Here is a 12,548-nt window from a genome sequence, read left to right on the forward strand (position 1 = left end):
GATGGCCAAGCGAATTGACGTCAAAGACCTCAATATCTACTACGGCAAGTTCCACGCGGTCGCCAATGTCGGGCTGACGGTGTTGCCGCGCAGCGTGACCGCCTTCATCGGTCCGTCCGGTTGTGGCAAGTCGACCGTGCTCCGCGCGCTCAACCGCATGCACGAGGTGACCCCGGAGGCCCGCGTCGAGGGCGCGGTGCTGCTCGACGGCGAGGACATCTACGGCGCCACCGTCGACCCGGTCGGCGTGCGCCGCACCATCGGCATGGTGTTCCAGCGGCCGAACCCGTTCCCCACCATGTCGATTCGTGACAATGTGGTGGCCGGTCTGAAGCTGCAGGGCGTGCGCAACAAGGGCCAGCTGGACGAGGTGGCCGAGCAGTCGCTGCGCGGCGCCAATCTCTGGAACGAGGTCAAGGACCGCCTGGACAAGCCGGGCGGCGGCCTCTCCGGTGGCCAGCAGCAGCGTCTGTGCATCGCCCGCGCCATCGCGGTGTCGCCGGACGTGCTGCTCATGGACGAGCCGTGTTCGGCCCTGGACCCCATCTCCACGCTCGCGATCGAGGATCTGATCACCGAGCTGAAGAAGGAGTACACCATCGTCATCGTCACCCACAACATGCAGCAGGCCGCGCGTGTGAGTGACCAGACCGCCTTCTTCAACCTGGAGGCGCAGGGCAAGCCGGGCAAGCTCATCGAGATCGACGAGACCGAGAAGATCTTCTCGAACCCGTCGCAGAAGCAGACCGAGGACTACATCTCGGGTCGCTTCGGATAGTCACAGACCTTCCGGCGTCTGACGGCCCCTGCCCTTGCGGCAGGGGTCGTTTTCTATGCCCTGGGTGGTTGTGTGCAACCGCCAGTAACAGTTAGTCTGACGCTCGTTGGTAAACCGATTGGTTTAGTACAAGGAGGTGTCGGATGACCGTCTCAACGGCGAGCCCGAAATCCGGACGGGCCGCGGCGGACCTGCCGCAACGGGCGAAGATCGCGGCTCTGGTCGCCATCTGTCTCGCGGAGCTGCTCGTGGTCCTGGACAACACGCTGGTCAATGTGGCCCTGCCGTCCATGGCCGTGGAGCTGCGGGCCGATATGAGCGGCCTGCAATGGATCGTGGACGCGTTCACCCTGGCCTTCTCCGGCCTGCTGCTCGCCATGGGACACCTCGGCGACCGCTACGGGCGACGGCTGTTCATGATCATCGGACTGGGCGGCGTCGCGGTCATGTCCGCGGCGGGCGCGCTGTCCTCCGGCCTCGGCCAGGTCATCGCGGCCCGCGCCGGCATGGGCGTGTTCGCGGCCGTGGTCTTCCCGGCCACCCTGGCCCTGCTCACCAATATCTTCACCAAGTCCCGCGAACGCGCCGCCGCCATCGCGCTGTGGACGGCCATGGCCGGGATCGCCATCGCTCTCGGACCGACCGTGGGCGGCTGGCTGCTCGAGTACTTCTCCTGGCACTCGGTGTTCTGGATCAATGTTCCGGTGGCGCTGGTGGCCATCGGCGCGGTGCTGGCCGCCGTGCCGGAATCCCGTGCACCGCACGTGGATCGGCTCGACCGGGTCGGCATCCTGCTCTCCCTGGCCGGGGTGACCGCGCTGGTGTGGTCCATCATCGAGGCCCCCAAGCACGGCTGGTTCGCCACCGAAAGCCTTGCGGGCTACCTGCTCTCGGCCGCGCTGCTGGCCGCGTTCGTGGCCTGGGAACTACGCGTGCCCACGCCGGTGCTGAACATGCGCCTGTTCCGCAACCGCCGCTTCGCGCTGCCGTCGCTGGCCATCACCGTGTCCTACTTCTCGGCGTTCGGCTTCCTGTTCCTGATCACCCAGTACTTCCAGGGCGTGAAGGAGCTGTCGCCGCTCGAATTCGGCATCCACTCACTGCCTTTCGCGGTGGCGGTCGGCTTCGGCGCGCCCATCGCGACCCTGCTGGCGCAGCGGCTGGGCACCACGGCCATGGTGGTGTCGGGGCTGCTGATCCTGGCGGTGGCCATGTACATCGCGGGCCGGACCACCGTCGACACCCCGTATCTGGGACCGGTGGTGGTGTCCATGATCCTGATGGGCCTGGGATTCGCGGTGGTTCAGGGTCCGGCGACCGAATCCATCATGGGCGCGGTGCCTGTGGAGGAAGCCGGTGCGGGCTCGGCGGTCAACGACACCACGCGGGAGGTGGGCGGAGCGCTCGGCGTCGCCCTGCTGGGGTCGATCATGTCCTCGGTGTACGCCGACCGGATCGGCGGCCGGATCGCGGCGATTCCCGCGCAGATCATGAATCCGCAGCAGAAGGAGCTGGCGGGCAATACGCCGATCAGCATCCTGGAGATCGTGAAGGCCCCGGTGAATCCGCTTGTCGCACCGGCGAAAGCGGATCTGATTCACGCCATGAAGGTCGCGGCCATGCAGGGCGCCGAGGCCGCGTCGTACGTCGCGGTCGGCACCCTGGTCGTGTGCGCGGTCATCGTCGCCGCGACCTTGCCCTGGCGTCCCGAACGGGGCCGTTCGGTCCTGATGGGCTGGCGTGAGTCCGACGAGGACTAGATCGATTCCTTCTCGGAATCCGGGTCGGGCGGCAGCACGCCGGTGACGAGGAAGACGACGCGGCGGCCGATCTCCACGGCGTGGTCTGCGAAGCGCTCGTAGTAGCGACCCAGCAGCGCCACGTCCACGGCCGCCGCGACGCCGAACTGCCAGTCGCGGTCCATGATCAGCGTGAACAGGTGCTTGCGCAGGTCGTCCATCGCCTCGTCGTCGTCGGTGAGCTTGGCGGCCCGCTCGGGATCGCGGGTCTCCAGCACCTCCTTGGCGGTGGCGCCCATCTTGACCGCGACGCGACCCATCTCGGCGAAGTAGCTGTTCACGGCCTCCGGCACGGCGTGGGCCGGGAAACGCCGCCGGGTCATCTTGGCGACGTGCAGGGACAGCACGCCCATCCGGTTCACGTCGGAGACGATCTGGATGGCGCTGACGACCTGCCGCAAATCACCGGCGACCGGGGCCTGTAGCGCGAGCAGCGCGAAGGCCTTCTCCTCGGCCAGGGTGATCATCTCGGCGATCCGGTCGTACTCGCTGATCACCTGCTCCGCGAGCTCGAGATCGGCGGTGAGCAGGGACTCGGTGGCCCGCTCCATCGCCGATCCGGCGAGCCCGGCCATGCCGCCGAGCAGATCGGCGAGCTCGGCCATTTGTTCGTTGTAGATGACACGCATGAGTCAGACATTAGTGCGCGACCTTGACCAAGTCACCAACGGTGGGTTAAACGTAGGTTCCGGTCGGTTCCGGCAACGTCGCCGCAGCTCCGACCGGTCCGGGGGCCGGCCTACTTGCAGAGGTCGTCGGCGGCGTTCACATGCTCGAGGTCGGAGGGCAGTGTGACGGGAGCCGCACTGGGCCCGCCCGCGTCGCTCGGCGTGTCGGGCAGGGTCTGCCCGAAGGCGGTCGGGGTCTTCACGGTGCCCGAGAAATCGGACCCCACCACGACCTCGACGATGCTGCCCAGCCCGCTCGCGGGTTCCAGGATCGAGCCCGGAATCGCGCTGGCCACGGTTCCGGCGTCGGCCTCGTGGCCGCTGGAGTAGCGGACCTTGGTCTTGGCGGAGACGCCGTCGGCGTAGTTGCCGGTGCTGTAGATCTGGAAGCCCTGCGCGGCCAGCTTGGTCGCGGTGGTGCCCGCGATGCCGCCCTGGCCGGAACCGTTGGACACCTGCACCGAGACCGTCTGCGGATCCACCGCGGCCGGTTTGGGTTTGGCGACGGGCACGCCGGCGGGGGCCGCCGGGGGCTCGGACTTCTTCTCACCGGGCAGCGGCTGGTCGTCGATGACCGCGCGGAAGATGGCCTTGATGTCCGACTCGCGCGGGATCTCGTTGCCGTACGACGTGGTGCCCGCGGTCGGGACGGTCAGGAAGGTGATGCTCCCGGCCTGCATCTTCTGCATGGAACGGCCCAGCGTGAGCAGGTCCTTGGTGGTGACGCTGTCCATGAACGAGTGCTTGGCGAAGGCGTTGATGAACCCGTCGAGCTTGGCCGGGTCGAACAGCACCTTGCTGGACAGCGCGCTGCGCAGCAGGGACGACAGGAAGCGCTGCTGCCGGTTGATCCGGTCGTAGTCGCTGCGTTCCTCGCCGTACACGTGGCGGGCGCGCACGTAGTCCAGCGCGGTGGAACCGTTGACCGTCTGCTTGCCCGGGGTGGTGAGGACGGTGCCGAGGACCTCGTCGACCAGCGGCTTGGTGGTGCACACCTCGACGCCGCCGACCACGTCGACCATGGACTCGAATCCGGCGAAGTCGATGCCGACGAAGTGGTTGATCTTCAGGCCCGACATCTTGGTGATCACCTTGGTCAGGCACTTCGGCCCGCCCAGCGCGTAGGTGGCATTGAGCTTGTCGCCGTCGGCGGCCGGGAACTTCTGGCTGGAGTAGGTGGCCTTCTCGTTGTCCCAGCCCTCGCAGATCGGACGGGAGACGTCCAGGTCGCGGGGGAAGGACACCGCGACCACGCGGGACCGGTTGGCCGGGATGTTGACCAGCATGACGGTGTCGGAGCGGGCGCCCTCGGCGTCGTCCACACTGCCCGCGCCGAGCGTGCTGTTGGTGCCCGCCCGGGTGTCGGTGCCGACGATCAGGAAGTTCTCGTCGCCGTTCTGTCCGTCGGCGTCGACGACGTCGGTGCTGTTCGGATCGAGCGCGACGACCTGCTGGAAATTGCCGTCCTTGGCGCGCAGATAGCTCCAGCCGCCCGCGGTCACCAGCAGCGCGAGCACCGCGAACATCGCGGTGGCGCCGCGGGCCACCAGACCGGCGCGGCGGCTGCGGCGGCGTTGCGTGCTCGACACCCATTTGGCCGGCGCGGAACCCACGGAGGCGGGCAGCGCGGTGGTCGGATAGTCGGCGGGCGAGGCGACCCGGCGGCCCAGCAGGGCGCGGGCACGCGCGGCCGTGGTCGGGGCGGCGGCGGGGATGGCCTCGGTGACCGGGGGTAGTTCGTCGGTGACCAGATCGGCGGTCGGGTCGGCGCGGCGGACGGTCCGGCCGCTGCCGGTGCCCGGTGCGGCCGCCACCCGGCGGAGGTGGCTGTCGTCGCGCACGGTGCGCTGCGAACCCGTGCCGGGCTGGTTTCCGGCGGGCGGAGGCTGGGTGCCCGGTGCGGGCGGGGGAACCACGGGCCGGGCGCCGGCGGCGGGTGCGCCGTCCGGCGGGGGCACGGGTGCCGGTGCGGCCGGTTCTCGGTCGGCTGTGCCGTTGGTGGCCGCCGGTGCGTTCTGCTTGCCCGTGTCGGGGCGGGGACGGCGGCGCGTCTGGCGCTCGCTGTCCACCCGTTCGACCAGGTCCTGCACCGAGATGGGCGCGGCGGCGGAATCGGCGTCGTCGGTGTGCCGGGAGCGGCGGCCCGCGCGCGACAGATCGTCGCCGTCCTCGGAGTAGCGCTCCCAGGGGGCGCGACCTCCGGGCCGTGGCGTACGCCCGTACCGATCGTCACCCACCAACGAACCTCACTTTGCTCTTGATGCCGAGGGCCATGATAACGATTTCGCCACGGCGAACCACTCGAACATGTGTCCACCCAGGTAGATCCGTTTTTTCTGCTTTGTCGGAATGCTTCGACCGCTGGGACGAACGTTCCGCAAAGTGTGCCAGGGCCTGGGCCCAGCACCCGGGAGCTGGGCCGGACATTGACCGGATCGTGCCGGATCGCCGGCGGCGACAGGCGGCTGAACCAGGGCGGTCGCTAGCCGCCGGAGTGCATGACGTCGGCGGCGGTCGGGACGGTCGCGTCCTCTGGATCGTCGAGCCAGCCGTCGGGCAACGCGACCTTCGTCTGCGGGGAGCCCTGCCGTCCGCGCGGTCCGAGCGCGTCCTCCGGGAACGGCACGTCCGGATCCAGCTGCCCGACCAGATCCCCGATCTGAGCCAGGCTGGTCACGGTGGCGAACTGCCGCCGCAGCGCCGAGCCGACCGGGAAGCCCATCAGGTACCAGGCCATGTGCTTGCGAATGTCGCGCATCGCCTTGTCCTCGCCGTCGTGCTCGACGAGCAGGGCGGCGTGCCGGTAGAGGATCTCGCCGACCTTGCCGAGCGAGGGTCCGGCCGGAATGGGCTCGCCGCGCAGGGCCGCGCTGAGTTCTCCGAACAGCCACGGCCGCCCCAGACAGCCGCGGCCCACCACGACGCCGTCGCAGCCGGTCTCGGCCATCATGCGCAGGGCGTCGTCGGCGCTGAAGATGTCGCCGTTTCCGAGCACCGGGATGGTGGTGACGGTCTCCTTGAGCCGCGCGATGGCCGACCAGTCGGCCTGCCCGGAGTAGAGCTGGGCGGCGGTGCGGGCGTGCAGCGAAACCATCGCCGCGCCTTCCTCTTCGGCGATCCGGCCGGTGTCGAGGTAGGTGGTGTGGTCGTCGTCGATGCCGATGCGGAATTTGAAGGTGACCGGCACTTCGCCTGCGGCCGAGACCATTTCGCGCACGATCTCGCGGAACAGCCGCCGCTTGTAGGGCAGGGCGGAGCCGCCGCCGAGGCGGGTGACCTTGCGGACCGGGCAGCCCAGGTTCATGTCGATGTGGTCGGCCCAGCCCTCGCCGACGATGATCCGCACGGCCTCGCCGAGGGTCTTGGGGTCGACGCCGTAGAGCTGCATGGAGCGCGGCGATTCGTCGGGTCCGAAGGCCATCATGTTGAGGGTCTTCTCGTTGCGCTCGACGACGGCGCGGGCGGTGATCATCTCGCACACGTACAGCGATGTGGCGCTGCCGAATTCGCGGCACAGGGTGCGGAAGGCGACATTGGTGATGCCCGCCATCGGGGCCAGCACGACCGGCGGATCGAGCGGGTAGGGCCCGATTCGCAACTCGGTCTTGGGGGCTTCGAGCGAGGCAGTCACGCCTCCCAGTCTCTCATCCGCGCCGTCGCGGCCAGAGCCGCCCGTCCACTCGAGTGCCCCCGGTCACAGCGTCAGCGGGCGGCGGGCCGGGTGCCGGGCTGGAACTTGAAGCTGATCGCCTCCATGACGGGCTTGCGCTGGGTCTTCTGGATCGCGGCGATTCGCCACTCGCCGTCGGTGTCGCGCACGACGGTGTAGGTGACGAGCTTGCCGAGCTTCTTGGGCTGCTTCTTGCCCACGTCTCCGGCGGATACGACGACAACGGTGTCGGCTCCGTAGCGGCGGATGTCGAGGGTCTCGCCCCACATGCGGGTGCCCTTCAGGAAGGAGTCGAACAGCGCCTGGTGGGCCCGGCCGATCTCCGCGCCGCCGTGGTAGACGGTCCCGGCGAAGGTGACGTCGGTGGCGTCGGCGGTGAAGCAGTGGCCATACGCGGTGCCGTCGCCGTCGTTCCAGGCCGCGGCGACACGGTCGAGCAGGGCGTGGATGGCGTCGAAATCGGTGTTGCCGTTCATGGTTCAATCCCCTTCAGGTGTTTGCTGCTCCTGGAAAGTATCTTCTCATGAGAAGTATCTTCCTTCAAGAAGAGAATTGAATCGGAGGCGTCCCATGCTGTCGGACCCCGCACGGGCCAGTGCGATCTATCGCCGCTACCTCAGCGCCCTGGTGCTGCACGCCCAGGCCGGGGCGCGGGCCGTCGGACTCGGCGCGACCGACCTGTACGCCCTCAACATCCTCGACCTGAACGGCGCCATGACGCCGGGTGAGCTCGCCGCCCGCACCGGACTGACCACCGGGCCCACCACCCGCCTCATCGACCGCCTGGAGCAGGCGGGCCACGTGCGCCGCGTCCCCGACGCCGCCGACCGCCGCAAGGTCCTCATCGAACCGATCCCGAACCCCGGCGACCTCGAGCGGGTGCTCGCCCCCGCGCGCCGCAAGGTCGGCGAGATCCTGCTCGGCTACACCCCTGAGCAGCAGGAGGTCCTGTTCGACTACTTCGAGCGCGCGGGCCTGGCGTTCCAGGAGGCGGTCGACGAGATCGACTGACCCGGAGACGACGACGGCCCCCCGGGATCGGAATCCCGAGGGGCCGTGCCGAATTCGAGCCGGATCAGGCGTTGGCCGAGGCCAGGTCCCGATCGCGCTTGGCGGCCTCGCGGGCCAGCATCTTGTCGCGCTGCTCCTCGAACTTCACGACGTCCTTGCCGAGCTGCTCGAGGAAGACGCCCAGACGCTCGCGGGTCTCCTCGCCGCGCGCGGTGAAGTCGGTGCGCTCGAAGATCTGCCACTTCTTGAGCACCGGGTTCACCACCTCTTCGAGGTGCTGGCGCAGGTCGTAGATGCCGTGCTTGGCCATCAGCACGCCGTTGCGGCGGAAGTTGGGCATGCCGGCGCCGGGCATCTGGAAGTTCTCCAGAATCATGGTGATCGCCTCGAGGGCCTGGTCCGGGCAGAGGTCCAGGGCCGCGCCGCACATGTTGCGGTAGAAGATCATGTGCAGGTTCTCGTCGGCGGCGATGCGCTGCAGCATGCGGTCGGCGATCGGGTCGTCGCACACGCGGCCGGTGTTGCGGTGCGAGACGCGGGTGGCGAGTTCCTGGAAGGTCACGTACGCCACCGAGTGCAGGAAGCCGGCGCTGCCGGTCTGCTCCAGTTGCTCGGTGGGGGAGGCGAACCCGTTGGTCATGTGGATCATGCGGGCCTGCTCGAGGGCGACCGGGTCGACGCCGCGGGTGACGACCAGGTAGTCGCGCATCACGATGCCGTGGCGGTTCTCCTCGGCGGTCCAGCGGCCGACCCAGGTGCCCCAGGCGCCGTCCTGGGAGAAGTTCTCGGCGATCTCACGGTGGTAGGAGGGCAGGTTGTCCTCGGTGAGCAGGTTGGTGATCATGGCCGCCTTGGCCAGTTCACTCAGCTTCGACTGCGACGGATCCCAGTCGTCGCCGCCCATGGCCGCGAAGTTGCGGCCTTCGTCCCACGGCACGTAATCGTGCGGGTGCCATTCCTTGGCCAGGGAGAGGTGGCGATTGACGTTCTCCTCGGCAACCGGCTCCAACTCCGTCAGTAGCTCGAGTTGAGTCAGATCCTTTGCCATACATATGCCCTTCGTGTCATGCGTCGTGCTGTCGTACCCTCGCCGGCCTGCCGCCGCGGCCCATACCTTACGTGACCGTAGGGTGATGTGAAACTCATCTGTGCGCCATTGCGAGGTTGGTGAGGGATGTCATAAGAAGCGCGGCCCACAGCGTTAGGGGGTCTATCGCTGTGGGCCGCGCTTCGTTAACCGTGCATCAGCAATGGATGCGAGATCACTTCTTCCCGAGCAGACCGCCCAGCACGCTGCCGAGGACGCCACCGGCGTTCTGGCCCATGGCCTTGCCGAGGATATCGCCCAGCCCGCCCGCGCCGCCCTGGCCGCTGGTGGCCCCGCCGAGCAGGCTGCCGAGGATGTCGCTGAGGCCGCCGGCGCCGGCCGCGCCGCCGGCCGCGCTGGGCTGAGCGGCCGCTCCGCCGCCGAGCACCTTCTTGCCGAGGTAGGCCAGCACGATCGGCGCGAGCATCGGGAGCAGCTTGCCCATCAGGTCCTGGCTGATGTTGCTGCCGCCGACATTTCCGAGCGCGTTGATCACGGTGTTCTTCTCGGCGCCGAACGTCTGGTCGACGATCTGGCTGCCGTTGGAGACATCCACCTGACTCATGTCGACGCCGCCGTCCAGCAGACCGAGCGGCTGGTTGGCGACCTCGTTCTCCAGATTCAGACCGACCTCGGGGTTGCCGGCCTGTGCCTGGAAACCGCCGAGCAGGACGGGCACGGCCGCGTCGACCGCGGTCTTGGCGGTGGCCTCATCGACGCCGAGCTGTTCGGCGATCTGGGCGATAGGAACTCGAGAGAGCAGGTCATCGAAGGAAGTCATGAACTCCGCCTGTGGTGATGGATTCCCGGGGAAAAGCCCTACCGGGGTCACGGTAGGTGAAAACCGGACAGATTGCCACAGATTCGCGGATGTGGCGAGGGCCCGGAACGGGTGTTCCGGGCCCTCGCACGGCTGTGCCCCCACCAGGGCTCGAACCTGGGACCTGCGGATTAAAAGTCCGTAGCTCTACCAACTGAGCTATAGGGGCGTGCGGGACGTCAGTTTAATGGGCGGGGCCCGCAAGTGTTAAACGAGTATCCGATTGTGCTCTGGCAGACGGTATTTGCGCAGGTCATGGTGGTGTCCTCGGGCGTGCGGCAGGTCGGGGAGGGGCGCTCGGACGGCGCGAGCGGCGTGACGGGTTGTGCCGATGGTGTGACCGGCCGTGCCGATCGCCGGGGCTCGGGGAGCCGCGGCGGCGCGGGGGAGGGACGATGTGGCGCTGTGAGGGTGCGGACCGGTCGGTGCGTCACCGCGACGGGGCAGAGCCGGGGTGCCACGGGGGTCGGCGCGGAGTGTGGGCGGGGTGCGGGGACGGTGTGGTCCCGTCGTGCCCGGACGCGTCCGGGCGACCCTTCGCGCTCTCGCGGGCTCGCGTCGATCCCGGGCTCGGGCGGCCCCGGCAATCGCCTTGCCACTCAGTTTGTTTCGTGGCCATGGAGTGTGAATATCATCCAATGGTGATGCGTGGCAAGCTTTTTGGGGTGGGGGGAAGCGACCGGCCCGGTCCGGTCCGAGCGCGGGGGTGGCGGCTCGGCGGTACCGCGGGCCGGGCGGCGTCGGCGCGTGTTTCCATGATCACCGGTGCGAACTCCGATGAGATATGGGCGAATTCGTCGTTTCGAACCAATCGTCCATACGATTGCTGGGGAATTGCGGTTTTCGAAAGGAGGTGTGCTGGCTAACTGACTTTCCGGTACACGTCACGCTGGGTGCGCTTTCCGGGTACGGTGACCGACTGGTGAATTCCCGAGGAGCTGGGATTGCCCCGGCGGCACGGGATTCGGCCTATCGTTGATGTGCCCGAACGTGTCGCGACCGGCCCATCCGATCGCGGCTCCAACAGATGAAGCTGCGGGGAGGCGGACCAGGACGACGTGAACGCCCGGATACGCACCTCCGGGGCACACCGGGCGGGAAAACCTATACCAGTTGGTGTGTTTCAAGTTTCTCGCGCTTTTTCGTACCAAAAGTTTGGTAATTCCGGGCGTAGCCCGATTTGAAGTATTTGAAAGACACGTAACTTCGCGTCGAGGCCGTACCGCGGTCGGCGACGGTTAGCTAGCTTCGGAGGCGTTTCGAGCATGGCACGGCAGCAAGAGCGGGCCCGCCGGACACGCGCGGCGATCATCAGGTCCGCCGCCGTTGAGTTCGGGAAGAGCGGCTATGCCGCTGCATCGCTCAACCGCATATTGGAAGGTTCCCGGGCGACCAAGGGGGCCATGTACTTTCACTTCGACTCCAAGGAGGACTTGGCGCGCGCAGTGCTGGAAGCGGCGGTCGACCGCTACCGGGCATCGACCGAAAGGTGGCTCACCCGAACCGATCTCGGTCCACTCGACGTGCTGCACGGCATGATCGACGAGATCGCGTTGCGGCTGGAGAACGACATCATCATCCAGGCCGAGTTCCGGCTCATCATCGAGCCGGAGTTCTATCGCGACATCCAGGCCGGCGGCGGCCGCATCCTCGGGCGCGCCATCCGGCAGCTCGCGGTCCGGGCCGCGGAGCACAAACAGCTGCGCCCGGATTCGGACCCGGACCGGTTCACCCGCACCCTGGCGGCGGCCCTCGCGGGCCAGCGCTACATCGCCGACGTGCTCACCGGTCCGGCCGATCTGCGAGCCCGGTTCGCCGAGGCGCTCGAGGTGATCGTCGACGCCACCGCGACACCGGAGTGGGCCGAGGAGTTCCGCCGCGTGGGCTGGCGGGTGTCAGCCCGGCTCGAAGATCTCAACTTGGGACTCTGACCAGCTGATTTGGGAATCACGCGGAGCCTGTCATAAGCTATCTCCGCTCCCAACGGAAGCCGTTGAGCAAACGGTCCGGAGAAATCCGGCGGGCCCCCTTCGTCTAGCGGCCTAGGACGCCGCCCTTTCAAGGCGGTAGCGCGGGTTCGAATCCCGTAGGGGGTACAACGATGGTGACATCGTTGTCGGAGCAAGTAGCAAGGCCCTGTGGCGCAGTTGGTTAGCGCGCCGCCCTGTCACGGCGGAGGTCGCGGGTTCGAGTCCCGTCAGGGTCGCAAGATCTTTTTGCGACAGCAAGAAGCGCACGAAGCTTGGCATTCGAATCGGGTGCCTTTCGGCCAGGTAGCTCAGTTGGTACGAGCGTCCGCCTGAAAAGCGGAAGGTCGCCGGTTCAATCCCGGCTCTGGCCACCAGCTCTGGAAGCCCCCGTCCATCGGACGGGGGCTTCCGGTGTTCCCGGGGTTCTTCGCGTGTTCTCACCTGAGGGGCTGATCTTGGTGGAATGCTGGATGGCATGGCCGAGGACAACCAGTGGTATTACTGCATCTCCCATCACAAGGCGGAGCAGGGGAAGTCCTGCTGGGTCGGTGACCGGATGGGCCCTTATCCGGATCAGGCGACAGCCGAGCGGGCGTTGGATATTGTGCGAGAGCGAAATCGGCGTGCCGACCACGAGGACGACTGACGCCGGGGTGACGGGGGTGACGCGCCTACATGGTGCGATCACGAGGCACTCAGGTGGACCAGGTACGGTTTCGTAGCGAGAAGACGACCGATCGGGAGG

The 12,548-nt window shown here is 67.8% G+C and carries 11 protein-coding genes and 4 tRNA genes; 8 read left to right on the plus strand and 7 right to left on the minus strand.

Annotated elements, in window-relative coordinates:
- Position 1 precedes the first annotated feature (1 nt).
- On the plus strand, positions 2-778 hold the full coding sequence (pstB, locus tag ACQP06_RS03295) for a phosphate ABC transporter ATP-binding protein PstB (protein ID WP_433670379.1): 777 nt from the start codon (positions 2-4) through the stop codon (positions 776-778).
- 143 nt (positions 779-921) lie between these two features.
- A complete protein-coding gene (locus tag ACQP06_RS03300; protein WP_433670381.1) occupies positions 922-2,538 on the plus strand; it encodes an MFS transporter in 1,617 nt (538 codons plus the stop codon).
- On the opposite strand, the gene phoU is transcribed toward ACQP06_RS03300, so the two are convergent.
- The 4 genes from phoU to ACQP06_RS03320 all read right to left on the minus strand — a co-directional run bounded on the left by phoU (position 2,535) and on the right by ACQP06_RS03320 (position 7,391).
- Positions 2,535-3,206 (minus strand): phosphate signaling complex protein PhoU, encoded by a 672-nt coding sequence (gene phoU, locus ACQP06_RS03305; protein WP_357089567.1) that lies wholly within the window; start codon positions 3,204-3,206, stop codon positions 2,535-2,537. The genes ACQP06_RS03300 and phoU overlap by 4 nt on opposite strands.
- Positions 3,207-3,316: 110 nt before the next feature.
- Entirely contained in the window at positions 3,317-5,482 is a 2,166-nt protein-coding gene (locus ACQP06_RS03310) for an LCP family protein (RefSeq protein ID WP_433670384.1), read from the minus strand.
- 245 nt (positions 5,483-5,727) lie between these two features.
- Positions 5,728-6,876: a tRNA dihydrouridine synthase DusB gene (gene dusB, locus ACQP06_RS03315; RefSeq protein ID WP_433670386.1), complete on the minus strand. Its 1,149-nt coding sequence runs from the start codon at positions 6,874-6,876 to the stop codon at positions 5,728-5,730.
- Positions 6,877-6,947: 71 nt separating this feature from the next.
- Entirely contained in the window at positions 6,948-7,391 is a 444-nt protein-coding gene (locus ACQP06_RS03320) for an SgcJ/EcaC family oxidoreductase (protein ID WP_433670388.1), read from the minus strand.
- Positions 7,392-7,485: 94 nt separating this feature from the next.
- Between ACQP06_RS03320 and ACQP06_RS03325 the strand changes: the two genes are divergently transcribed.
- Positions 7,486-7,926 carry a MarR family winged helix-turn-helix transcriptional regulator gene (locus tag ACQP06_RS03325; RefSeq protein WP_357089559.1) on the plus strand — a complete coding sequence of 147 codons (441 nt, stop codon included), beginning with the start codon at positions 7,486-7,488 and terminating at the stop codon, positions 7,924-7,926.
- 64 nt (positions 7,927-7,990) lie between these two features.
- Here ACQP06_RS03325 and ACQP06_RS03330 read toward each other — a convergent pair whose 3' ends face one another.
- The 3 genes from ACQP06_RS03330 to ACQP06_RS03340 form a co-directional block, all read right to left on the minus strand.
- Positions 7,991-8,974: an acyl-ACP desaturase gene (locus ACQP06_RS03330; RefSeq protein WP_433670389.1), complete on the minus strand. Its 984-nt coding sequence runs from the start codon at positions 8,972-8,974 to the stop codon at positions 7,991-7,993.
- A gap of 214 nt (positions 8,975-9,188) precedes the next feature.
- Positions 9,189-9,794, minus strand: a complete 606-nt coding sequence (locus tag ACQP06_RS03335) for a DUF937 domain-containing protein (protein WP_433670391.1) — start codon at positions 9,792-9,794, stop codon at positions 9,189-9,191.
- A 135-nt stretch (positions 9,795-9,929) separates the two neighbouring features.
- A tRNA-Lys gene (locus ACQP06_RS03340) sits at positions 9,930-10,002 on the minus strand.
- Positions 10,003-11,098: 1,096 nt separating this feature from the next.
- Between ACQP06_RS03340 and ACQP06_RS03345 the strand changes: the two genes are divergently transcribed.
- The 5 genes from ACQP06_RS03345 (at position 11,099) to ACQP06_RS03365 (ending at position 12,449) form a co-directional block, all read left to right on the plus strand.
- A complete protein-coding gene (locus ACQP06_RS03345) occupies positions 11,099-11,764 on the plus strand; it encodes a TetR/AcrR family transcriptional regulator (RefSeq protein ID WP_357089553.1) in 666 nt (221 codons plus the stop codon).
- A 92-nt stretch (positions 11,765-11,856) separates the two neighbouring features.
- A tRNA-Glu gene (locus tag ACQP06_RS03350) sits at positions 11,857-11,929 on the plus strand.
- Between the two features lie 36 nt (positions 11,930-11,965).
- Positions 11,966-12,039 (plus strand) — tRNA-Asp (locus ACQP06_RS03355).
- A gap of 61 nt (positions 12,040-12,100) precedes the next feature.
- Positions 12,101-12,177 (plus strand) — tRNA-Phe (locus ACQP06_RS03360).
- A gap of 101 nt (positions 12,178-12,278) precedes the next feature.
- Entirely contained in the window at positions 12,279-12,449 is a 171-nt protein-coding gene (locus ACQP06_RS03365; RefSeq protein ID WP_433670393.1) for a hypothetical protein, read from the plus strand.
- The last annotated feature ends 99 nt before the right edge of the window (positions 12,450-12,548 follow it).

Origin of the sequence: Nocardia sp. CA-136227 (assembly GCF_050955695.1) — a bacterium.
Classification (GTDB): domain Bacteria; phylum Actinomycetota; class Actinomycetes; order Mycobacteriales; family Mycobacteriaceae; genus Nocardia.